The sequence below is a fragment of the Aeromonas sp. 2692-1 genome, assembly GCF_013085505.1.
In the GTDB taxonomy this organism is placed as follows: Bacteria; Pseudomonadota; Gammaproteobacteria; order Enterobacterales; family Aeromonadaceae; genus Aeromonas; species Aeromonas hydrophila.
Genome location: NZ_CP038513.1, coordinates 4693609 through 4716384, shown reverse-complemented (window position 1 = coordinate 4716384; position 22776 = coordinate 4693609). Strand labels below are relative to the sequence as shown.

At 63.3% G+C, this 22776-nt stretch carries 21 protein-coding genes and 1 pseudogene; 9 read left to right on the top strand and 13 right to left on the bottom strand.

From position 1 onward, the window contains the following. Positions 1 to 107 precede the first annotated feature (107 nt). Positions 108 to 2687, bottom strand: a complete 2580-nt coding sequence (leuS, locus tag E5E97_RS21970) for a leucine--tRNA ligase (protein ID WP_171281096.1) — start codon at positions 2685 to 2687, stop codon at positions 108 to 110. Between the two features lie 145 nt (positions 2688 to 2832). On the opposite strand from leuS, the gene E5E97_RS21965 reads away from it, so the two are divergent. Further along, complete coding sequence (locus E5E97_RS21965; RefSeq protein ID WP_005298255.1) at positions 2833 to 3321, top strand: zinc ribbon-containing protein; 489 nt, start codon at positions 2833 to 2835, stop codon at positions 3319 to 3321. Positions 3322 to 3396: 75 nt separating this feature from the next. Here E5E97_RS21965 and lnt read toward each other — a convergent pair whose 3' ends face one another. The 5 genes from lnt to miaB all read right to left on the bottom strand — a co-directional run bounded on the left by lnt (position 3397) and on the right by miaB (position 9125). Beyond that, the gene (lnt, locus tag E5E97_RS21960) at positions 3397 to 4941 is read right to left on the bottom strand and encodes an apolipoprotein N-acyltransferase (RefSeq protein WP_011707020.1); all 1545 of its coding nucleotides are present in this window, start codon (positions 4939 to 4941) and stop codon (positions 3397 to 3399) included. 210 nt (positions 4942 to 5151) lie between these two features. Then, entirely contained in the window at positions 5152 to 6036 is an 885-nt protein-coding gene (gene corC, locus E5E97_RS21955) for a CNNM family magnesium/cobalt transport protein CorC (RefSeq protein ID WP_011707019.1), read from the bottom strand. A gap of 95 nt (positions 6037 to 6131) precedes the next feature. Beyond that, entirely contained in the window at positions 6132 to 6596 is a 465-nt protein-coding gene (gene ybeY / locus E5E97_RS21950; protein WP_017409246.1) for an rRNA maturation RNase YbeY, read from the bottom strand. Further along, the gene (locus tag E5E97_RS21945; RefSeq protein WP_077096535.1) at positions 6593 to 7636 is read right to left on the bottom strand and encodes a PhoH family protein; all 1044 of its coding nucleotides are present in this window, start codon (positions 7634 to 7636) and stop codon (positions 6593 to 6595) included. The genes ybeY and E5E97_RS21945 overlap by 4 nt, the downstream gene beginning before the upstream one ends. 55 nt (positions 7637 to 7691) lie before the next feature. Further along, positions 7692 to 9125, bottom strand: a complete 1434-nt coding sequence (gene miaB, locus E5E97_RS21940; protein WP_118880656.1) for a tRNA (N6-isopentenyl adenosine(37)-C2)-methylthiotransferase MiaB — start codon at positions 9123 to 9125, stop codon at positions 7692 to 7694. A gap of 267 nt (positions 9126 to 9392) precedes the next feature. Here miaB and E5E97_RS21935 point away from each other — a divergent pair, with 267 nt between their 5' ends. The 4 genes from E5E97_RS21935 to E5E97_RS21920 all read left to right on the top strand — a co-directional run bounded on the left by E5E97_RS21935 (position 9393) and on the right by E5E97_RS21920 (position 13028). After that, entirely contained in the window at positions 9393 to 10556 is a 1164-nt protein-coding gene (locus E5E97_RS21935) for an FAD-dependent oxidoreductase (protein ID WP_171281095.1), read from the top strand. A 33-nt stretch (positions 10557 to 10589) separates the two neighbouring features. Further along, a complete protein-coding gene (locus E5E97_RS21930; protein ID WP_171281094.1) occupies positions 10590 to 11156 on the top strand; it encodes an isochorismatase family cysteine hydrolase in 567 nt (188 codons plus the stop codon). A gap of 116 nt (positions 11157 to 11272) precedes the next feature. Beyond that, positions 11273 to 11917 (top strand): cold-shock protein, encoded by a 645-nt coding sequence (locus E5E97_RS21925; RefSeq protein ID WP_171281093.1) that lies wholly within the window; start codon positions 11273 to 11275, stop codon positions 11915 to 11917. A gap of 154 nt (positions 11918 to 12071) precedes the next feature. Continuing rightward, entirely contained in the window at positions 12072 to 13028 is a 957-nt protein-coding gene (locus tag E5E97_RS21920) for a diguanylate cyclase (protein WP_011707012.1), read from the top strand. Between the two features lie 71 nt (positions 13029 to 13099). Here E5E97_RS21920 and E5E97_RS21915 read toward each other — a convergent pair whose 3' ends face one another. After that, positions 13100 to 14008, bottom strand: a complete 909-nt coding sequence (locus tag E5E97_RS21915; RefSeq protein ID WP_171281092.1) for a LysR family transcriptional regulator — start codon at positions 14006 to 14008, stop codon at positions 13100 to 13102. Between the two features lie 117 nt (positions 14009 to 14125). Between E5E97_RS21915 and E5E97_RS21910 the strand changes: the two genes are divergently transcribed. Beyond that, on the top strand, positions 14126 to 14371 hold the full coding sequence (locus E5E97_RS21910; protein ID WP_011707010.1) for a hypothetical protein: 246 nt from the start codon (positions 14126 to 14128) through the stop codon (positions 14369 to 14371). Beyond that, a complete protein-coding gene (locus tag E5E97_RS21905; RefSeq protein WP_171281091.1) occupies positions 14368 to 15018 on the top strand; it encodes an HAD-IA family hydrolase in 651 nt (216 codons plus the stop codon). The genes E5E97_RS21910 and E5E97_RS21905 overlap by 4 nt, the downstream gene beginning before the upstream one ends. Before the next feature lie 48 nt (positions 15019 to 15066). Here the strand turns inward: E5E97_RS21905 and E5E97_RS21900 are convergent, their stop codons facing one another. Beyond that, positions 15067 to 15669: a nitroreductase family protein gene (locus tag E5E97_RS21900; RefSeq protein ID WP_171281090.1), complete on the bottom strand. Its 603-nt coding sequence runs from the start codon at positions 15667 to 15669 to the stop codon at positions 15067 to 15069. 289 nt (positions 15670 to 15958) lie between these two features. On the opposite strand from E5E97_RS21900, the pseudogene E5E97_RS21895 reads away from it, so the two are divergent. Both E5E97_RS21895 and E5E97_RS21890 read left to right on the top strand, forming a co-directional pair. Continuing rightward, positions 15959 to 17511 (top strand): annotated as a pseudogene (locus E5E97_RS21895) (GGDEF domain-containing protein). Between the two features lie 209 nt (positions 17512 to 17720). After that, the gene (locus E5E97_RS21890) at positions 17721 to 18191 is read left to right on the top strand and encodes a YMGG-like glycine zipper-containing protein (protein WP_171281089.1); all 471 of its coding nucleotides are present in this window, start codon (positions 17721 to 17723) and stop codon (positions 18189 to 18191) included. Between the two features lie 60 nt (positions 18192 to 18251). Here the strand turns inward: E5E97_RS21890 and E5E97_RS21885 are convergent, their stop codons facing one another. From E5E97_RS21885 to earP, 5 genes are all read right to left on the bottom strand, one after another. Then, on the bottom strand, positions 18252 to 19208 hold the full coding sequence (locus E5E97_RS21885; protein WP_171281088.1) for a D-2-hydroxyacid dehydrogenase: 957 nt from the start codon (positions 19206 to 19208) through the stop codon (positions 18252 to 18254). Between the two features lie 117 nt (positions 19209 to 19325). Further along, positions 19326 to 20078, bottom strand: a complete 753-nt coding sequence (locus E5E97_RS21880; protein WP_101150676.1) for a DUF3530 family protein — start codon at positions 20076 to 20078, stop codon at positions 19326 to 19328. Positions 20079 to 20145: 67 nt separating this feature from the next. Beyond that, the gene (locus tag E5E97_RS21875) at positions 20146 to 20772 is read right to left on the bottom strand and encodes a DUF2238 domain-containing protein (protein ID WP_171281087.1); all 627 of its coding nucleotides are present in this window, start codon (positions 20770 to 20772) and stop codon (positions 20146 to 20148) included. Positions 20773 to 20911: 139 nt separating this feature from the next. Beyond that, on the bottom strand, positions 20912 to 21478 hold the full coding sequence (gene efp / locus E5E97_RS21870; protein ID WP_011707002.1) for an elongation factor P: 567 nt from the start codon (positions 21476 to 21478) through the stop codon (positions 20912 to 20914). Between the two features lie 43 nt (positions 21479 to 21521). Continuing rightward, positions 21522 to 22730 (bottom strand): elongation factor P maturation arginine rhamnosyltransferase EarP, encoded by a 1209-nt coding sequence (earP, locus tag E5E97_RS21865; protein ID WP_171281086.1) that lies wholly within the window; start codon positions 22728 to 22730, stop codon positions 21522 to 21524. Positions 22731 to 22776 lie beyond the last annotated feature (46 nt).

Here is a 22776-nt window from a genome sequence, read left to right as displayed (position 1 = left end):
CTTTGCATGAAGTGAAGAGCGGCGGGCGCAGGGCCCGCCGTTATCATCCGTTTGCTGTTATCGCCTGGCAACCAGACGGTCAGTCTGCATGGCCAGGCGGTATGGCATCAGTTGGCCACGATGTTGAGCAGTTTGCCCGGCACGTAGATCACCTTGCGTACGGTCAGACCGTCGGTGAACTTCTGGACCGAGGCATCGGCCATGGCCAGCTTCTCGACGTCGGCCTGGCTGATCTCGGCCGGCACGGTCAGCTTGCCGCGCATCTTGCCGTTGATCTGTACCACCACCAGCTTCTCGGTCTCGACCATGGCCGCTTCGTCGGCCACCGGCCAGGTGGCGTGATCCACGTCGTCGCCCTTGCCCAGCATCTTCCACAGCTCGAAGCCGATGTGCGGGGTGATGGGGTAGAGCATGACCACCACCGCTTCCAGCGCTTCCTGCATCAGGGCGCGATCCTGCTCGTCGCTGCCCAGCTTGGCCAGGTTGTTCATCAGCTCCATGATGGCGGCGATGGCGGTGTTGAAGGTCTGACGGCGACCCACGTCGTCGCTCACCTTGGCGATGGTCTTGTGCAGCTCGCGGCGCACGGCCTTCTGGTCGCCGCTGAGTGCCGCCACATTCAGTGCGGGAGCTACGCCGGCACTGACATGCTCGAAGGTGATGCGCCACAGACGGCGCAGGAAGCGCTGGGCACCCTCGACACCGGAGTCGGACCACTCCAGGGTCATCTCGGCGGGCGAGGCGAACATCATGAACAGACGCACGGTATCGGCGCCGTAACGCTCCACCATCAGCTGTGGGTCGATGCCGTTGTTCTTGGACTTGGACATCTTGGTCATGCCGGAGTGGATGACTTCACGGCCTTCGTTGTCGACGGCCTTGGTGATGCGACCCTTCTCGTCACGCTCCACCTTGACGTCGGTCGGGCTGACCCAGACGTTGCCGCCCTTCTCGTCTTTGTAGTAGAAGGCGTCGGCCAGCACCATGCCCTGGCAGAGCAGGCGCTTGAACGGCTCGTCGCTGTTCACGAGGCCTGCGTCACGCAGCAGCTTGTGGAAGAAGCGGGCGTAGAGCAGGTGCATACAGGCGTGCTCGATGCCGCCGATGTACTGATCCACCGGCAGCCAGTGGTTGGCAGCCGCCGGATCCAGCATGCCCTTGTCGTAGTCCGGGGAGCAGTAGCGGGCGTAGTACCAGGAGGACTCCATAAAGGTGTCGAAGGTATCGGTCTCGCGGAACGCTTCCTGACCGTTGTAGGTGGTCTTGGCCCACTCTGCGTCGGCCTTGATCGGGCTCTGGATGCCGTCCATCACCACGTCTTCCGGCAGCAGTACCGGCAGTTGATCTTCCGGAGTCGGCACCACGGTGCCGTCGGCCAGGGTCAGCATGGGGATGGGGGCACCCCAGTAGCGCTGACGGGAGACACCCCAGTCACGCAGGCGGAAGTTGACGGTGCGCTTGCCGCAGCCAAGGCTCTCCAGCTTGCTGGCGATGGCATCGAATGCCGGCTGGAACTCGAGGCCGTCGAACTCGCCGGAGTTGAACAGCACGCCCTTGTCGGTGTAGGCGGCGTCGATCACGTTCGGCAGCTCGCCATCGACCGGCTTGATGACCGGCTTGATCTCGAGACCGTACTTGGTGGCGAACTCATGGTCACGCAGGTCGTGGCCAGGTACCGCCATCACGGCGCCGGTGCCATAGTTCATCAGCACGAAGTTGGCGACCCAGACCGGCACCTTGCGGCCATCCAGCGGGTGAATGGCGTAGAGGCCGGTGGCCATGCCCTTCTTCTCCATGGTGGCGAGCTCGGCTTCGGCCACCTTGGTGTTCTTGCACTCTTCGATAAAGGCGGCGAGCTCGGGGTTACTCTCGGCAGCCTGCAGCGCCAGCGGGTGGCCGGCGGCGATACCGACATAGGTCACGCCCATGAAGGTGTCCGGACGGGTGGTGTAGACCTCCAGATGCTCAGCCTGACCCTCGATATTGAAGCTGATGTTGACCCCTTCGGAGCGGCCAATCCAGTTGCGCTGCATGGTCTTGACCATCTCCGGCCAGCCTTCGAGGTTGTCGATATCGTTCAACAGCTCTTCGGCGTAGTCGGTGATCTTGATGAACCACTGGGGGATCTCTTTCTGCTCCACCGGGGTGTCACAGCGCCAGCAGCAGTTGTCGACAACCTGCTCGTTGGCCAGTACGGTCATGTCGTTCGGGCACCAGTTGACGGAGGAGGTCTTCTTGTAGACCAGACCCTTCTCGTAGAGCTTGGTGAAGAACCACTGCTCCCAGCGGTAGTAGTCCGGCTTGCAGGTGGCCAGCTCGCGATCCCAGTCATAACCCAGACCCAGCATCTTCAGCTGGTTCTTCATGTATTCGATGTTTTCGTAGGTCCAGGGCGCCGGTGCCGTGTTGTTCTTGATGGCGGCGTTTTCCGCCGGCAGGCCGAATGCGTCCCAACCGATGGGTTGCAGCACGTTCTTGCCATTGAGGCGTTGATAACGGGAGATCACATCACCTATGGTGTAGTTGCGAACGTGCCCCATGTGTAGACGACCAGACGGATAGGGGAACATGGAGAGGCAGTAGAACTTTTCCTTGTCTACTTTCTCCACCGCCTTGAAGGTTTTCTTGGCATCCCAGTGCTTTTGCACTGCTGGTTCTATGGATTGGGGAACGTATTGCTCTTGCATTGGTGACATCCGGATCTGTGAAATGGATAGATAAATCAGCTGGGAAATCGCAATAGAATACCCATATCCTGCGGCGGCAACAACCGCCAGCGTCCCTCGGGCCTTAAGCCGGGCCTGATCAGGGTTCAGTAGAGGAGTAACGGCCATGGACAAACGTCAAAAAGGGTACGAAGCCTTCATTGCCGAGCTGCAAAAGCAGTGGCAAGAGACAGAACAGTTCCAGGGGGAGCGCCTCAACCGGATGATCGCCAAGGTGCAGGCTTATCTGGAGGCGGCCGGGGATCTGACCCAGGACGAGTTGGCGCTGATCGCCGAGTATGTGAAGCGGGATCTGGGCAACTATGACGAGGGGCGCAAGGATGAGCAGGTGGAGGAGTCCGCCTTCATGCTGGCGCTCAAAGACACCGCCTGGTCCTGGCTGGCGGACGTGACCGACCGCACCCAGGTGGAGTGGCAGGAGCTGGCGGACGAGCTGGAGCACAAGGGCGTCTACCGGGCTGGCGACTGGGTGGGGCTCGGAGTATTGGTGTGCGATCACTGCGAGTGGCGCCATACCGTGCTGCACCCCGAACAGCTCGGCACTTGTCCCGAGTGCGGGGCCGATGAGTATCACCGTGAGCCGCTCTCTCCCTAAGCAGCCATACAGTACCAAGCCATAAAAAGAGGCGCCCAAGGGCGCCTCTCTCATTTATCGGGTTGTACGACTGGGTCAGCCCTTGCGCGCCCAGGGGTGGGCGCGGGGGCGCAGCCCCAGCCCCAGCGCCAGCAGCAGGGCGGCGATGCCATACATGGGCCAGCTGCCAAAGCGCAGGTAGGGGGTCTCGCCGTGGGCGGGACGCACCTCGGTGCGCAGCACGCCAGCCTCGAACTGCGGGATCTGGGCGATGATGCTGCCGTCGATCTCGGTGACGATGGTGATGCCGGTGTTGGTGTCGCGCAGCAGCGGGCGAGCCAGCTCGAGGGCACGCATGCGGGCGATCTCCATGTGCTGCCAGGGACCGATGCTGGTGCCGAACCAGGCGTCGTTGGAGACGGTCAGCAGGAAGTCGGTATCCGGCTGCACGTTGCGGCGCACCTCGTCCGGGAAGATGATCTCGTAGCAGATGGCGGCGGCAAACTTGAGCCCCTTGGCGATCAGGTTCGGCTGCACCTCGTCGCCACGGCTGAAGGAGGACATGGGCAGATTGAAGAAGGGAGCGATGGGACGCAGCAGATCTTCAAGGGGCACGAACTCGCCGATGGGCAGCAGGTGGTATTTGTAGTAACGGTTCTTGTGCTGGTAGTAGTAGGACTCCTTGCCTTCCGCATCCTGCACCCCCATGCCGAGCACGGTATTGAAGAAGCGCTGCTGCTCGAGATCGTAGTGGATGATCCCCGCCAGCAGGCCGGTATCGTTCACCTTCATCGCCTTGTCCAGGCTCTCCAGGTAGTTGCCCATCTCCTTCTCGATGGCCGGGATCGCCGATTCCGGCCAGACGATGATGTCGGCGTCCTGGTTCTCGCGGCTGAGATCCTGATACTTGCGCACGGTCGGCACCAGCGCCTCCGGATCCCACTTGAGGGACTGCTCGATGTTGCCCTGCACCAGCGCCACCTTGACCGGTTCACCGCGGGTCACCCAGTTGAGCTGCATCAGCCCCTGGGCGGCCCCCACCAGGGCCACCGGCACCAACAGCCAGGCCGGCTTGCGGCTCTGCCAGAGCAGCCAGAGGGCGGAGGCGGTCAACAGCAGCGCGAGGGTGATGCCCTGCACGCCGAGGATGGGGGCAAAGCCCTTGAGTGGCCCGTCAATCTGGCTGTAGCCGAACCAGAGCCAGGGGAAGCCGGTCATCACCCAGCCGCGCAGCCAGTCGGCCATCAGCCAGAGCGCCGGGAAGGCGAGCAGCCAGCGGCTCCAGTGGCGACCGCTGAAGAAGCGGGCGAAGGCCCAGCAGGCCAGGGTCGGGTAGAGCGCCAGATAGGCCGACAGCCCGGCCAGCAGCACAAAGGCCACCGGCAGCGGAATGCCGCCGAACATGGTCATGCTGACGTGGATCCACCACAGCCCCGGCAAAAACAGCCCCATGGCGTAGCCAAAGCCGCGCCAGGCCGCCTGCTTGGGGTTGGCCTTGTCCAGCAGGGCGTAGAGACCGAGCAGGGAGGGGATCACCAGCGGCCAGTAGTTGAAGGGCGAGAAGGCGAGCACGGCGATGGCGCCAGAGGCCATGGCAAACAGGCTGGTCAGGAGTTTTGATTTCACGGGCTGTAATTTCACGGGCGATAAGGCTCGGATTGAACTGCAATGGGTTGAGTGGCCGGTATCTTAACCCGTAAAGGCGGTCAACGGCGAGCCTCCCGGCCGACGGCCCGAAGCGAGGGAATAAAAGGGCGATGATGGGCCCAGTTACCGGGGAGAAGCGGATGTTGTGTGCGCTCAAACGAACAGCGCCCCGACGGGCGGGGCGCTGTTGGCAAGGACCTAGGCTTATTGGGCCTCGGACTGGGCCGCGACATGGTTGTCGGGGATCTTCACCTGCAACTGCTGCAGGCGGCGCTTGTCGGCGTGCATCACCTTGAACAGGTAGCCTTCCAGCTCGATCTCCTCGCCCTTCTTGGGCAGGTGGCTGAAGGCGTGCATCACCAGACCGCCCACCGTATCCACCTCTTCATCGCTGAACTGGGTGCCGAAGAAGTCGTTGAAATCTTCGATCTCGGTGAGGGCGCTGACGGCAAACACCCGCTTGCTGATACGGCGGATCTCGTCCGGCTCATCCTCGATGTCGTCGAATTCGTCGTCGATCTCGCCGACGATGAGCTCGAGGATGTCCTCGATGGTGACGAGGCCCGAGACGCCGCCGAACTCGTCCACCACGATGGCCATGTGGTAGCGCTCTTCACGAAACTCTTTGAGCAGACGGTCAACCCGCTTGCTCTCGGGGACGATCACCGTGGGACGCAGGATCTTCTCCAGCTGCAGCGGTTCGCTGGCGTGGTGGCCGCCAAACCCGAACGGCAGCAGATCCTTGGCGAGCAAGATGCCCTCCACGTGATCCTTGTCTTCGTTGATCACCGGAAAGCGGGAGTGACCCGACTCGATGATCACCGGCAGGATCTCGTCCACTGGCTGGGATTTCTCGATGGTCACCATCTGGGAGCGGGGGATCATGATGTCGCGTACGCGCAGCTCGGCAATTTCGAGCACGCCCTCGATCATGTCCTTGGTGTCCTGATCGATGAGATCGCGTTCTTCGGCGTCGGCTATCACTTCCACCAAATCGTTGCGGTCTTTTGGCTCGCCCTGGAAGAGTTGGCTGAGTTTGTCGAGCCAGGTTTTCTTCGGCGAGCCGGTACTAGGGTGATCGTCGGTCATTTTCTCTCTTGGTTACTCGTATGAACACACTTGAAATCGTTGTGGCTATATGAGGATGGGCATCGGCTGTTTCAAGACGATGACCATCCGGTTCTTTACTCTTCGTCGTTCAGATAAGGATCGGCGAAACCGAGCTCCTGCATGATGTCGCGCTCGAGCGCTTCCATCTCTTCGGCCTCGTCATCCTCGATATGGTCATAACCTAGCAGATGCAGACTGCCGTGCACAACCATGTGGGCCCAGTGGGCCATCAGCGGCTTGCCCTGTTCGGCGGCTTCGTGCTCCACCACCTGGCGGCAGATCACCAGATCGCCGAGCAGCGGCAGCTCCAGGCCGGGCGGGGCCTCGAACGGGAAGGAGAGCACGTTGGTGGGCTTGTCCTTGCCGCGATAGGTGAGGTTGAGCTCGTTGCTCTCCGCCTCGTCGACGATGCGCACCGTCACTTCGGCCTCCTGCTGGAAGCCGAGAATGGTGCCGTCGAGCCAGCCCTGCAGCTGGGCCTCGCTCGGCAGGCCGTCGGTGCTGGCACTGGCCAGCTGCAGATCCAGGGTCACGCTCATTGGGCACTCTCTTTGCTGGTGTGGGGGGCGGCTTTGTCGGCCGCCTGTTTGGCATCGAACGCCTCGTAGGCTTGCACGATGCGGGCCACCACCGGGTGGCGCACCACGTCCTTGGATTCGAAGAAGTTGAACGACAGGCCGTCGACATCCTGCAGCACTTCCAGCGCGTGGCGCAGACCCGACTTCTGGTTGCGGGGCAGGTCTACCTGGGTGATGTCGCCGGTCACCACCGCCTTGGAGTTGAAGCCGATGCGGGTCAGGAACATCTTCATCTGCTCGGTGGTGGTGTTCTGGGCCTCGTCCAGGATGATAAAGGCGTCATTCAAGGTTCTGCCTCGCATGTAGGCGAGTGGCGCCACCTCGATGATGTTGCGCTCCATCAGCTTCTCCACCCGCTCAAAGCCCAGCATCTCGAACAGGGCGTCGTAGAGCGGGCGCAGGTAGGGATCCACCTTCTGGGAGAGATCGCCTGGCAGGAAGCCGAGCTTCTCGCCCGCTTCCACCGCCGGGCGGGTCAGCAGAATGCGGCGAATTTCCTGACGCTCCAGCGCGTCCACCGCCGCCGCCACCGCCAGATAGGTCTTGCCGGTCCCGGCCGGGCCAATGCCGAAGCAGATGTCGTGGCGCACGATATTGGCGATGTACTGGGCCTGGTTGGGGCTGCGCGGCTTGATGAGGCCGCGCTTGGTCTTGACCGTCACCTCCTTGCCATAGGGGATGCTCGGCGCCGGCTCGTCATCCTGCTCCAGCACCCGCGACTCCTGAATGGCCAGATGGACCATGTCGGGGGTGATGTCGGTCACCTTGCCGCCCTTGAGCGGCTGGGTTTCCACATAGAGGTGCTTGAGGATGACGGCGGCCGCCTCCACCTGGGCCTGCTTGCCCAGCAGCTGGAAGTGGTTGTCGCGGTAGCTGATCTCGACGCCGAGGCGGCGCTCCAGCTGTTTGACGTTGTCATCGAACGGACCGCACAGACTGGCGAGACGCTGGTTGTCGGCGGGTTCCAGATGCAGATTCAGGGTCGAGATGTGTCGGCTCAAAGTGTCCTCGTCTTGACGCGATCCCATCCGACCGGGGCCGGATGGGGTGAACAGATTAGTGGGGAGTGAAGGCGGCCACGCCCAGCGGGTCCGGTACGTTGTCCGGGCGGCGGGCCAGGATCTCGCTCGGGGCGGTGGCGATGCGCAGGTTCATCTCGTTCTCGCCGCGCAGGAATTTTCCGCGCAGGGAGTTGGGACGCACCTCGGTGATCTCCACGTCGGCAAAGCCGCCGATCAGGGTATGCGGGCCTTCGAAGTTGACCACCCGGTTGTTCTCGGTGCGGCCGCACAGCTGCATGGGATCGAGCTTGGAAGGCCCTTCCACCAGGATGCGCTGGGTAGAGCCCAGCATGGCGCGGCCAATCTGCATCGACTGGTTGTTGATGACGTGCTGCAGGCGGGTCAGGCGGGCTTTCTTCACCTCCATGTCGACGTCATCGGGCAGATCGGCGGCCGGGGTACCGGGGCGCGGGCTGTAGATGAAGCTGAAGCTCATGTCGAAGTTGATCTCTTCGATGAGTTTCATGGTGGCCTCGAAATCCTCGTCCGTCTCGTTCGGGAAGCCGACGATGAAGTCGGAACTGATGGTGATGTCGGGACGGGCGGCGCGCAGGCGACGGATCTTGGACTTGTATTCCAGCACGGTGTGCGGGCGCTTCATCATGGTCAGGATGCGGTCGGAGCCGCTCTGCACCGGCAGGTGCAGGAAGCTGACCACTTCCGGGGTGTCCTTGTAGACCTCGATGATGTCGTCGGTGAACTCGATGGGGTGGCTGGTGGTGTAGCGAATGCGATCGATGCCGTCGATGGCGGCCACCAGCCGCAGCAGCTCGGCGAAGGTGCAGATGCCGTCGTCGAAAGTCGGGCCCCGGTAGGCGTTGACGTTCTGGCCGAGCAGGTTCACTTCGCGCACGCCCTGCTGGGCGAGCTGGGCGATTTCATAGAGCACGTCGTCGAGCGGTCGACTCACCTCCTCGCCGCGGGTGTAGGGCACCACGCAGAAGGAGCAGTATTTGGAGCAGCCTTCCATGATGGACACGAAGGCGGTCGCCCCTTCGGCGCGCGGCTCGGGCAGGCTGTCGAACTTCTCGATCTCCGGGAAGGCGACGTCCACCTGGGCACCGCGCCCTTCCTGCACCTGCTTGATCATGGTGGGCAGGCGATGCAGGGTCTGCGGGCCGAAGACGATGTCCACATAGGGGGCGCGAGTGCGGATGTTGTCCCCCTCCTGGGAGGCGACGCAGCCGCCCACGCCGATCACCAGACCGGGTTTGTTTGCCTTGAGCTTCTTCCAGCGTCCCAGCTGGTGAAACACCTTCTCCTGCGCTTTTTCGCGGATGGAGCAGGTGTTGAGCAGCAAAACGTCTGCCTCTTCGGGCTCTTCGGTAAGCGTGTAGCCATTGCTGGCATCCAATAGGTCGGCCATCTTGGACGAGTCGTACTCGTTCATCTGGCAACCCCAGGTTTTGATGTGAAGTTTTTTGCTCATTGCTTCTCTTGACTTGTTTTGAATGCGGCATGGTCAAAGGACCGGGCATTTTACTCCGCAATCGGGAGACTGCCTAGCGAATATCCAGCCGGCCACGGCCGGAGCGCCGCCGACGGGCTTCCTGTCGGCATCGGCTTTCTCCTTGATTTGGCGCACTAATTCTCCACACCCTTCACTGTTTCCCGGCGCCCCTTGCGGTATCATGTGGTCATTCGGTCCGGCTGCGTTTTCCCCTTGCCCGGGCTCACCCCTTGCAGGAATCAAGTTATGGAACAGTGTGATATCGCCATCGTCGGGGCCGGCATGGTCGGCGCCGCCACCGCCTGTCTGCTGGCGGCGCAGGGTCTCTCGGTGCGGGTCATCGAGACCCGGCTGCCGGAGCAATACGCCCCCGAGCAGCCGCTGGATCTGCGGGTCTCCGCCATCAGTCAGGCTTCGGTGGCGCTGTTGGAGCAGGCCGGCGCCTGGCAGCACCTGCAACAGATGCGGCTGTGCCCCTATCGCCGGCTGGAAACCTGGGAGCTGGACGGTTTTGCCACCCGCTTCAATGCCGCCGACCTCGGCCTGCCCCAGCTCGGTTACATCATCGAGAACCGGCTGGTGCAGCTGGCGTTGCTCAGACGCATGGAAGACTTCCCCAACATCCAGACCCACACCCCGGCGGCGGTGACGAGCCTGCGCCAGAGTGCGGACGAGGCGGTGCTGACCCTGGATGATGGCAGCGAGCTGGCCGCCCGCTGGGTGCTGGCGTGCGATGGCGCCGAATCCCACACCCGCAAGCTGGCCGGCATCGGGGTGTCGCGCTTTGAATACCGTCAGCACTGCATGCTGATCAACATCGACACCGACTTCGAGCAGGAAGACATCACCTGGCAGCAGTTTACCCCGCACGGCCCGCGTGCCTTCCTGCCGCTGCCGGGCCGACACGGCTCCCTGGTCTGGTATGACAGCCCGGCCCGCATCCGGGCGCTGGCCGCCATGAGCAACGAGGGGCTGGCCGCCGAGGTGCGCCGCCACTTCCCGAGTCGGCTCGGCGGGTTTGCCGTGACGGCCAAGGGGAGCTTCCCGCTGGTGCGCCGCCACGCCAACGACTACCACGCCGGCCGGGTGGTGCTGCTGGGCGATGCCGCCCACACCATCAACCCGCTGGCGGGGCAGGGGGTCAACCTCGGCTTCAAGGACGTGGCCTGCTGGGTCGATCTGCTGCAAGGGGCTGGCGCCGACTGGCATCAGCTGGGGCTGGCCGGGCGGTATGAGTGGCGGCGGCGCCCCGACAACCTGTTGATGCAGTCGGGGATGGATCTCTTCTACGGGGTGTTCAGCAACGAAATAGGCCCGCTCAAGCTGGCGCGCAACCTGGCCCTCAATCTGGCGGACAAGGCAGGCCCGCTCAAGGAGATGGCGCTACGCTATGCGCTGGGGCTGGTTTAAGGCGCGCGGCGCCATCATGAGGGAGCAGGCAGCATGAACAAGGCATTGCTGGTGATCGATTTCATCAACGACATCGCCCACCCGGACGGGCACATCGCCGCCTCGGCGGCCCATGTGCTGGAACAGGACGCCATCGCGCACGCCAATCAGGCGCTGGCCCATGCCCGCGCCCATGGCTGGCTGGTGGTGCTGATCAAGGTGGGTTTTGACCCGCACTATCTGCTGCAGCCCAAGGGCTCGCCCATGTTTGGCCGGGCTCACCAGTTCGGGGCGCTCTCGCTTGGCGATGGCGGCACCGATTTTCACGCCGACCTCGACGTGCAGCCAGGCGACTTGGTGCTGACCAAGCCCAGGGTCAGTCCCTTCTACGGCACCGCACTGGAGCCGGCGCTGCGGGCCAATCACATCGAGCACCTCTATCTGTGCGGGGTGAGCACCAGCTGGGCCATTCAGGCGGCGGCGCGGGAGGGGCATGATCGGGATTACGCCATCACCATTCTGGAGGATGCCTGCGCGGCGGCGGATGCCAATGAGCACCATGCCTCGCTACGGATGCTTGGCCGCATCGCCGAGATCTGCAAGGTGGCCCAGCTGGCCTGATCCCGCCCGCAGGCGGAGCTTGCTCACTGTTTTGACATTTTGTCTGCGGCCCCCTGTCGGGCCGCAGCCATTTTGGGCAACATGAAGCGAGCATCGATGGCCACAAGGATGAGGGCATGCGTTATCAGGGACGGATCGTGCGCTGGAACGAGGCGCGCGGCTTTGGTTTTATCGCCCCCGAGCAGGGGGATGGCGAGCCGAAAGGAGCCGAGCTGTTCGTGCATATCTCGGCGCTGCAGTCAGATGGCTCGCTGCCCAAGGCCGGCGAGCGGGTCTCCTATCAGCTTGGCAGTGGCCAGGACGGCAAACCCAGGGCCGAGCAGGTGTTCTTTTTGGATCGGCCGCTGTCGCTGGCAGGCGCCCAACCAGCGCCCTCTGCGGGTAGACAGGCTGTGACCGGGGAGCGCCCTACGCCAGCCAGGGCACGCCCGCGCCCCGTCTATCGGCGCCGCAGCAACTGGCGCGGCAAGCTGATCCCGCTGCTGGTGCTGGCCGGGATCTTCTCCATTTACTCCCGCTTCTCGGCCGAGTCGGTCTCGCCTTCGCCAAGCTCTTCTTTCAGTCAGCAGGCAGCGGACAGCACAGACAGCCCGCAGGCGGCACCCACCTTCGTCCGTCAGTGCGACGGTCGGCAGTATTGCTCCCAGATGACCTCCTGCGAGGAGGCGACCTGGTTTTTGCAAAACTGCCCCAATACCAAGATGGACGGCAGAGGAAGAGGGAACGGGATTCCTTGTGAAAGCCAGTGGTGCGGCCACTAGCGGGGATGGTGCAAGTGGTTGATCATCTATCTTTATCTTGCAGGCCGGGGGCGGGTCATGGCCGCCGATGCCCCTTCGTCATGGACGGAACACCGGCATTACGCTGGTGGTTGCGGCAGGTGCGGTACGTCGTTGTTGGGTGAGGAGCAGGGTCATGGCGGACTATTTTCAGGGATCACTGTTTCACTTCTCCGATCGGGCGCAATACCTGTCTGCATTGCTCAATTCGCTGGAGGAGCAGATCTCGGTGATCGATCGGGATGGCGTCATCCACTACACCAACCTCGCCTGGAATAGTTTCGCCGAACAGAACGGCATGCCGGAGGGGTACGACTGGCTGGGCGTCAACTATCTGAGGGTGTGCGACAACTCGGTGGAGCCGCTGGCCCAGATGGCGGCCGAGGGGATCCGGCGGGTACTGCGCCACGAGCAGCAGCACTTTCATCTGGAGTACCCCTGTCACAGCCCGGATACCCAGCGCTGGTTCATGATGCGGGTCTCCGCCATCCCCGGTATCGAGGTCGAGTTCTACACCATCAGCCACATCAACGTCACCGAGCGCAAGCTGCAGGAGCTGGACATGGCCTACCTCTCCCTGCACGACCCGCTGACCGGTCTGGCGAACCGGCGGCTGTTCAACAGCTTTCTGCACAACGAGTGGCGGCGCAGCATGCGCGAACAGACCCCCATCTCCTTCATCATGCTGGATCTGGACAACTTCAAGCTGTGCAACGACCACTTCGGCCATCAGGTCGGGGACGGTTTCTTGCAGCAGGTGGGTCAGCTGCTAAGCACCTTCTGCCAGCGGGCCACCGATCTGCCGTGCCGCTTCGGCGGCGACGAATTTGCACTGATCCTCGGCAACACCGGGGACGAGGCCGCCTCCCGTATGGGAGAGGCCATTCGCGTCGGCATCGGCGAGCTGCTGATCCCGGGGGCGGATGGGCTTCGACTCAGCGCCAGCGTCGGCATCGCCACCCTGTTGCCGCAGCAGGCCCGCGTCTCGGAAGAGGAGCTGCTGACCGCCGCCGACATGGCGCTCTATCTGGCCAAGCAGGGGGGCAAGAATCGCTGCCACTGCGTCAGCTGCAGCGCGCTGCCTGCCGCCTGATACTCGATTGCCACACCCCCCGTGGCGACACCTCGCCTGCCCCCTGATATCGACTCTCTGAACCGGCCGCATCAGCGATCCGGCAGGGCTGGCTGCGGCGCCGGGTGGGCATCGATGACCAGCTGCACGAAGCGATCGCGGATGGGATCGGCAAATTCCGGGTTCCACACCAGGCTTATCTCCCACTCGGAGCAGGGGCCGGACAAGGGGTAGAGGGTGACGTCCGGGCCGGCGATGAAGCTGACGCTGCGCGGCAGGATGGCGTTGCCGATGCCGGCGGCCACCAGTGCCACCAGGGTCTGGATATCCTCCGCCTCCTGGATCATGCCGGTCAGCCGGTTGGCGCCGAGGAAGCCGGCGATCTGCTGGCTGAGGCCGGGACAGCGGTGGCCGACCATCTGCAGCAAGGGCTGGCTGGCCAGCGCCTGCTCCACATCGAAGGCGGCCGGATCCGGCCGGGTCATCAGGGTCGGCACCGCCAGCACCAGCCGATCGGTCAGCAGTCTGTGCTCCTGCAACTGCGGCGCCTGGGGCCGGCGCATGAAGCCGAGCTGCAGCTGGCCCGACAACAGCCGCTCCTGCTGGATGGCGGAGGTCATGTCCTGCAGATGCACCATCACCTCGGGCACCTGCTGCTTGAAGCTGGCCACCAGTGCCGGTGCCAGCGCGAAGCTCGACAGGCCGAAACCAATCTTGAGGCGCCCGGCGATGCCGCTGGCCAACGCCATGGCATGGCGCTCAAAGCCCTTGCCGTGTTCGACCAGGGCGCTCGCCTGGGTGAGCAGCTGGGCGCCGATGGCGGTCAGCTCGGCGCCGTGGCGACCCCGGTTGAACAGGGTGCTGCCGAGGGTCTGCTCCAGCCCCTGGATCTGCTTGGTGAGGGCCGGCTGGGTGATGAACAGCCGGTTGGCGGCCTCCCGGTAGTTGGCGGTGTCGGCCAGGGTGACGAATGCCTGCAGTTGCTTCAGATCGAATTTCATTCCATATGGTTATCTAAAGTGGCCATTTTGTGATTATAAATTATCTAATCGCCTTGTTCTAATGGTCTGGTAGCGGGCCCCATTGGCCCCATCCGATCCGTCACAAGGAGTCACCTCATGCCTGCCGAACGCTATCTGTTTTTGATCAAGGGAACCCTGGTGCTGGCCCAGCCGCTGGCTGCGCCGGAGACGGGAGAGCTGCTTACCAGCCTGCTGCAGCAGGGCTTTGCGGTCGGCCCCTTGCAAGTCTGGGCGAGCAATGCCGAACAGGCGCTGGCCTGTTATGAACAGGCGGCCCAACGGCGGGCCTTCGGCGACATTCTGGCGGGGAGTGAACCCGGTCTGGCCGGGGTCGGCGCATGAGCCGGCTTGTGCTGCGGGCCAGCGCTCTGCTGCTGGACATGGATGGCACCCTGGTGCACTCCACCGGCGAAGTGGAGACGGTATGGCGGCTCTGGTGCCGCCGCCATCAGCTGGCGCCCGAGCCGGTGCTGGCCATGTGCCACGGGGTGCGCTCGCGAGAGGTGCTCCGAGCACTGGCCCCGCAACTGGATATGGCGCAGGAGGTGGCCCTGCTCGACGAGCTGGAGATCAACCACACCGGTCAGGCGGAGGCCATCACCGGGGCCCGGTCTCTGTTGGCAGGTTTGCCGAGCGATCGCTGGGCGCTGGTGACCTCCGCCAGTCAGCGGGTGGCCCGTCATCGATTGCGCAGCGCCGCTCTGCCGTTGCCCGCCCTGCTGGTGGGGGCCGAGGATGTGATGCATGGCAAGCCGGATCCCGAGCCCTATCTGCTGGCGGCCGAGCGTCTGGGGCTGGCGGCGGCCGATTGCCTGGTGTTCGAGGATGCGCCGGCCGGCATCACCAGTGCGCTGCGGGCGGGTTGCCGTGTGGTGCAGGTGGGAGGCAGGCAGCGGCTAGATCCGGACATCAGTGCCCTGATCCAGGACTGGCGCCAGGTGAGCGTGGTGGAGGAGGCGGCGGGTCTGCAGCTGACGCTGCTGGCCTGACAACAAAAAGCCCCCGTCGAGCGGGGGCTTGGGTGATGGGCGGCGCGCTTATTTGAACACGCGAAAACGCGCGGCGTCGTCCATGAAGGTCTTGTCACCGGCCGGTTGCTTGATGCTGCCAAAGGGCATCTGGGCGCGCAGCAGCCAGCTGGCGGGCAGGTTCCACTCCTTGTGTACCGCCTGGTCGATGAGCGGGTTGTAGTGCTGCAGGGAGGCGCCGATCTTCTCCTGGGCCAGGGTGGTCCAGACCGCGAACTGGGCGATGCCGGTGGCATGTTCCGACCAGATGGGGAAGTTGTCGGCATAGAGGGCGAATTTTTGCTGCAGATCCTGGATGACGTCGGTGTCTTCAAAGAAGAGCACGGTGCCGAAACCTGCGCGGAAGCTACCATCCACCTTGGCTTCACTTTGGGCGTAGGCTTCCGGCGGCACGATCTTTTTCAGCTCGGCTTTGACGATATCCCACAGCTTGTGGTGCTGGGCGCCAAACAGGATGACGGCGCGGGAGCTCTGGGAGTTGAACGAGGAGGGGCTGTGCTTGATGGCATCCTGGATGAGAGTGGTCAGCTGCTCCGGCGTATGGGAAACCTGGTCACCCAGGGCATAGATGGTACGACGTACTTTGATCTGTTCGATAAACGGACTGCTCATAACATCTCCTTTGTTTGACAGGGAATCGTCTTCGGTGGTCCTTGGCAAGGCCATCCGGCTCCGATTGTTCAAGCTATAGACTATAACACCCCCTTCCTGGTTAGCCGTCAACGCACAGTGGTCACTGTTTTTACTTTTTGTTGATATACATATCCACGGCATGGATGAGCGGTATCACGTTTATATGTTTTTTATCAATTGGCCAGCGTGAGGGCTGATTTCAATCAATGAATAATTCTTGCCGACAACCATAAGATCTCCGCATTCCAGTATTTCTATCGGGGTGTTGATGTTTCAGTGGCTGATTAGTCGGCGTTACTACCTGTTGACCTCATTTAGTCTGTTGCTGGGCACCCTGGTGCTGGTGGTGACCCTGGCCCTGGCGACGGCCAGCTATCTGCGCAGCATCGACAAGACGGTGGCCGGCTACGGCCACATGCTCTCCTCCCTCGATGCGGCCCTGATCCACGAGCTGGTGCTGGCCAACCAGCGTCAGCTGGCGGTGCTGGAGGCGTCGCTGGACAAGGCCGCCATCGCCCGCGGCGAGCCGGCCGACAACCCGCTCTGGGCCATTGCCCACCAGATCAAGCGCGACAGCCACTACATCTACTTCTACCACCCGCAAACGGACCGCATCAGCAGCTACCCGTCCTGGCAGCAGCCTGTCGAGTATCGTGCCGCCAGCCGGCCCTGGTATCGGGCGCTGTCGATGCCGGGCGATGACCTCATCTGGTTGGGTCCCTACCAGGAGTTCGGCTCGGACAAGCAGATCCTGACCCTGATCAAGCGGGTAAAGGGGCTGGATGGTCAGCTGCTCGGCCTGCTGATGGTCGACATGTCGTTCAACGCCATCCAGCGGGCACTGCAGCGGGCCATGGGTCGCAACCAGGCGGCCATCTACATCAGCTCGCGGGGGGAGATGCACTGGTGGTGGGCTGCAACATGGCGCTCTATCAGCCGCCGGCGACCACGGCGGGCGTGGTGGGCAGCGCTCTGGAGGTGATCTGGCATGGCCGCCATCTGCGCCGGGAGCTGGAGGGGATCGACTGGGATCTCAACATCTATCTGCCGCCAGAGCTGTTTCACGACGGCCTCGAGGAGGCCCTGCTGATGGTGGTGCTGCCGCTGCTCTCGCTGTTTGCCATCTGGTTTTGCAGCATCAACTTTCTGGTGCGGGTGTTCAATCAGGAGCAGGCGCTGGTGGCCGGCTCGCTGACCGGCATAGTGCGGGATCCGACCCAGACTCCCTGCCAGCTGAAGACCTGGTTCGTACACAGCAGCCTGAGCGAGATAGATCAGGTGCGGGCCAGCTTTCTGCAGGGGCAGGATGCCCTGCTGCACGACCCCCTCACCGGCATCATGAACCGGCGGGCCTTCACCCAGCGCCGCAGCGAACTGGAGGAGAGCGCCACTCCCCACTGGCTGCTGCTGTTCGATGTCGACAACTTCAAGCGCATCAATGACAACTGGGGGCATACGGTGGGGGACGGCGTGCTCTGCCGGGTCGCCGAGCTGCTGGTGGTGGAGCTGGGCAGCGGCTGCGTCTACCGGATCGGGGGAGACGAGTTCGCCGCTCTGCTGGCCTGGCCGCGCAGCGAGCTGGAGGCCGGGCTGACCCGGCTGCTGGCGCGGGTGCGCAATCAGCAATGGCGTGAGTTTCGCGAGGCGGTGACCCTGAGCGTCGGCGGTGCCCACAGCCCGGATGACGGTGTGCTGCTGTTCGAGCGGGCCGACGAGTGTCTCTATCGGAGCAAGCGGCTGGGGCGCGATGGCTGGTCTTTGACGGAGCGGACCCGGCAGGAGCAGAGTGCTGACAGATCCTGTCATATGGATAACGGCTAAGCGACCGCTGCCGCTCGATGGGCCTCGGCACCGCTTGCTGCCCAATTTCCATGCGATGTTATTTACGTATTCAAATTCAATATCTTATGTGTGAATTGAACGACATTGAAGGCGGTGCGGGAGGCGGTGTCGCTCTCCTGCGACAGTGGCGCCCTTTGGCGGGCATCGTATAGTTCGGGGAAATTAATCAGGTTTGACAGGAGTACCCCATGGAGATGAACAAGCGTGGCATGAGCGCCCTGGCCCTGCTGGGCTCACTGCTGTTGGTCAGCGGCGCAGCACAGGCCTCGGAGACACTCAATACCATCCTCGGTGGCGGTGCGGGTGGCGTGGCCGGCACCATGATCGGCAAGGAGCTGGGCGGTGATACCGGCGCCCTGGTGGGGGCGGCGCTGGGCGGTGCGGCCGGTGGTGCCGCCACGGCCAACAAGGGCAACAAGAATGAAGCGGCCCTCGGTGGCGCCGTCGGGGCCCTCGGTGGCGCGGCCATCGGCAAGAGCGTGGGTGGCAACACGGGTCAGCTGATCGGGGCCGGCGTTGGCGGGGCCAGCGGCTCCGCCATCGGCGCCAAGACTGGCGATGGCCACAAGAGCAACAACGACCGTTACTACGACGATGAGCACAGGCACCACAAGAAACACAAAAAGCACAAGAAACACAGATGGCACGACGATGATTGATCGCAGCCAGCAATGAGAGAGGGGCCGACAGGCCCCTCTCTTGTTTGGCTCGACCGCCGCTCACACCAGCCGGTGTTGGCGGCGCCCCTCGGCGAAGGCGTTGATGTTGTCGATCAGCTGATCGGCAAGGCGCTGCATCGACTCCTCGCTGGCCCAGGCCACATGGGGGGTGAGAATGAAGTGAGGGTACTGCAGCGCCTGCATCAGCGGGTGGTCGGGCGGCGGCGGCTCGACGCTCGCCACGTCGAAACCGGCGCCGCCGAGGCGGCCGTTGGCCAGTGCCCGCAGCAGGGCCTCTTCGTCCACCAGACCGCCGCGGCCGACGTTGATCAGCAGGGCGCCCGGCTTCATCAGCTCGAGCTCCCGCTCGCCAATCAGGTTGCGGGTGTAGGGGGTGAGCGGGCAGTGCAGGCTGATGACGTCGGCGCTTTGCAGCAGTTCGTCCAGCGGCAGCCGATCCTCGTCATGGCTGGCGCCGACTTGGCTCTGGGCGTAGCGCACCTCCATACCGATCCCCCTGGCCCGCTCGCCGAGGGCCTGACCGAGCGTCCCCTTGCCGATGATGCCGAGCCGCTTGCCGTGCAGATCCGTGATGTGGTGATCGAAGAAGCAGAACTGGCCGCTCTGCTGCCAGCGCCCCTCCAGCAGCGACTGGCGCCAGCAGAAGAGGTTGCGCGCCAGGGCCAGCATCAGCGCCATGGCGTGTTCCGGCACCGAGGGGCCCGAGTAGTTGCGGATGTTGCAGACGCCGACGTTGGCGGTGCGGCACGCCTCCAGATCTACGTTGTCGCTGCCGGTGGCGGCCAGCGCGATGAGTTTCAGGTCCGGCAGCCGGGCCAGCTCGGCGGCGCCGATGCGTACCTTGTTGATGATGGCGATGCTGGCGTCTTTGAGCCGCTCCACCACCTGCTCGGGGGCCGTGCTCGGGTAGCTCTGCCAGTGATGGGGAAAGTCGGGGTGGCGCAGGGTGATGCCGGTATCCAGGGTATCGCTGTCGAGAAATACAATTTGCTGCATGGAGCCTCCTGCCGTTGAGGCGTTCATGATGCCAAACATCGGCGAGCGAGGGCCAGTTTGCTGCGCATCAATGGCTTGGCAATCGCGCCGGATGTGAGGCAGGCGGCATTTTTCGGGTCAGAGCCAGCCGAGGTGGGTGAGCCAGCCCTGGATCCGGGTCGGTGTTTCATCCAGCTCCAGCAGGGCGTAGGGGCGGTAGTTGAGCTTGTGGCTGCGGCGGCTCTCGCTTCTGCGCGCCTCGGCAGCCAGCAGCGGCCAGCGTCCGCCATCCTCCTGATAGAGGTCGAGGGTCGGCATGGTGGCCTGGGCGATCTCCTTGGCGAAGATCTGGTTGCTCTGCTGGTCGGGGAAGAAGCCGTCGAGCAGCACCAGCGCATCGGGGGCTGGCAGCTGTTCGCTGGCGATGAGGTTGGTGGCCCAGGCGGCGCCGGTGCCCTGCGCCAGTATCAGCTTGAAGCCCCCCTCCTGCAGCTTGGCATCCCCCAGCTTGCTGATGCGGGTGGCAAACTGCTTGCGAAAGTCGTCGATGGCCTGCTGCTTTTTCTCGGCGGCAGGGTCAAGCTCGGTCTGCTGGGGCGAGGGGAGCAGCAGCAGGGTGTCGAAGCCGAGCCGGCCGAGGGCCCGGGTCAGCTGCCACAGCTGGCCGCTGCGCTGCCAGTCGGGCAAGAGGATGGCCAGCCCCACATAGCTGTCGCTGTCGTGCTTGGCGAACAGCACTGTCTGCTTGTCGATCTGGGTGCTGTTGGGCAGCCCCTGCCAGTCGTTGTTCTGCCAGTAGTCGAGCGGCGTCAGCGGTGTGCCCTCGCTGGCCTGCAAGGGGTTGCTTGCCAGCAGGGTCAGTAACAGCAGTGATAAGAAGAATCTGGCCATAGTGCGCTCCCCCGGTTATTCGGGTTAGCGGCACCATGCCGGTTTTCTGAAGGGGGAAGTGGCAGCGCTAGGGTGACGGCCGCTCGGGGCTGGCGAGCCTGGCCAGCTGGCGGTCGTGCAGGGGCGAGAGCAGCAGCAGGGCAGTGACGGCGCCAATCAGGGCGAAGAACATGTCGGACTGGGTATCCCAGGGGTCGCCCTGGGTGCCGAGAAACTCATCCGCCCCCTGGCCGAGCGCAAGGGCCGCCCCCCACTCGATGAACTCGTAGGTAGCGCTGATGGCGAGCACCACGCAGACCACCAGAAACGCCAGCATGCGCCGGCCCTGGACATAACCTCCGCGCAGCAGGATCTCCCGGCACACCAGGGCTGGCACGAAGCCCTGAAAGAAGTGGCCAATCTTGTCATAGGGGTTGCGACTGAGCTCGAGCCACTGCTGCAGCTCGAATCCCAACGGGACGCGGGCATAGGTATAGGCGCCGCCCAACATCAGTACCATGGCATGCAGGGCGATGCACAGATAGAGCAGGCTGGTGAGCGGAAAACGGCGGTGCGTCAGGGCAAGCAGCGGCATGGCGATGAGCACGGGGGCGACCTCCATCAGCCAGGTCGCCCTGTCATAGGGTTGCCAGCCGGAGAGGACCAGCAGTACCAGGGTCAACAGCAGCAACAGACCTTTATGCAGAGATGTCATGGGGCGCTCCGGAGGATGGCACAAACCAGCTTGCCCATTTAGCCATGTTTGCGCTTCGAATACAGCCGAGGGGCGCCGTGCACCCATAAAAAAAGCGAGCCAAAGGCTCGCTTTTTTACCATGGATTCAAGGGGTCAACTTAGTTGACGCGACGCTTGAACTCACCGGTGCGGGTATCGATTTCGATCTTGTCGCCGATCTCTACGAAGGCGGCAACGGCCAGCTCGTAGGTGGTGCCCTTCAGACGGGCCGGCTTGGTCACTTTACCGGAGGTGTCGCCACGGGCGGCCGGCTCGGTGTACTCGACTTCGCGAACGATGGTGGTCGGCAGTTCTACGGAGATGGCTTTCTCGTTGTAGAAAGTCACTTCGCAGATGTCTTCCATGCCGTCAACCATGTAGTTCAGGGCATCACCCAGGTTGTCTTTCTCGACGTCGTACTGGTTGTACTCGGTGTCCATGAAGACATACAGGGGGTCGGAGAAGTAGGAGTAGGTGCACTCTTTACGTTCCAGCTGAACAACTTCCAGCTTGTCGTCGGCCTTGAATACGGTCTCGGTGGCGCTGCCGTTCAGCAGGCCTTTCAGCTTCATCTTGACCACGGCGGAGTTACGGCCGGATTTGTTGAATTCGGCTTTCTGGACCACCATCGGCTCGGTACCGATCATGACGACGTTACCAGCGCGGATTTCCTGTGCGGTTTTCATGTAAAAATTCCTGTTCGTATACGGGCAGATAAAAACTGCCAGATTATATACGGCTTTCTAAAAATTTCACCAGCCGAGTGACGAGATCCCCATCCCTGAGCTGCTTCTGTGACCAAGGTCGCCCATGTTGCCGCCATATCGCGGCGTGTTCCGGCCATTGCGCCCACCAATCGCGACAGTTTTCCCCCTGATTGAGAGCGTGGCTGAAACCGCGCAGCCACTGGCCGGTGGCGGTGGGCAGCTCTGCCAGATAGTGGTCGAGAAAGCCGTCCAGCTTGACCATGTGGGCCTGATCTTCCTGCGGATAGATGTGCCACAGGAAGGGGCGAGCGGCCCACTGGGCCCGCACGAAGGAGTCCTCCCCGCGCACCAGATTGAGATCGCAGCTCCACAGCAGCCGATCGTAACCGGCCTGATCGGTCATCGGCAGCAGCTTGATGGTGAGGTTGCCCGCCTGCAGCAGCGCCCCTGCTTTGGCCGTCGGAATGGCCGCTGCCAGCCCGGCGCCGGTGAGCACGTCGTTGAGGGAGCGCCCGAGCGGCAGCAGCAGGGTGACGGGCGTGGCGCTCTGGCACCAGCTCTCGACCAGGCTGGTCAGGGCGGGGCTTTCGTAGGTGAAGAGGCTGACCCGCAGCTCGTGCTGTTGCTTGGGCGGCAGGCCGAGGCTGGCCCAGTAGGCGGCAAGCCCGGCTTCATCTTGTTGCCAGCGCTCGCGCTCGACGATGAGGCCGCGCTCGCACAGGAGGCCGCCGGTTTTAGCGGTAAAGCCCGGGAAGAAGAAGTATTTGTTGAGGCTCTGGTTGCCGACCCGCTGGGGCGAGGCGAGGGCGTGGCAATCCTCGACCCAGGATTCGGCAGAGAGGTATTCGAGGTTGATCCAGCAGGGGGGCCTGGGCTGGCTCGCCATCTGCTCGGCCATTCGTTCAATGAAGGGGGCGGGCAGCTGACAGGCAAAGGCCTCGATCACCACTTTGGCCGGGAGGGTGTCCGCCGGCAGGGTCTCGTGCCAGTGCTGGATATGGATGCCGTCGACCCACTGGCTCTCCTGCGCCGGGTCGAGCCCAGGGCAGATGCGGGCGAAGCTCGCCAGATCGTCCACCCAGAGCCGCACCTGAACCTCACTCTCCTGCGCCGGGAGCGCTCCTTCCTGTTTCAACTGGCGGGCCAGCCGCCAGGTGACACCGATGTCACCGAAGTTGTCCACTACGCAGCAGAAGATGTCCCAGTCAAACGGGGGAAGCGGGCTTGTCATGTCGCGGGGTTCCAGATGCAAAAAACCGGTGCGCAGGGTAGCACAC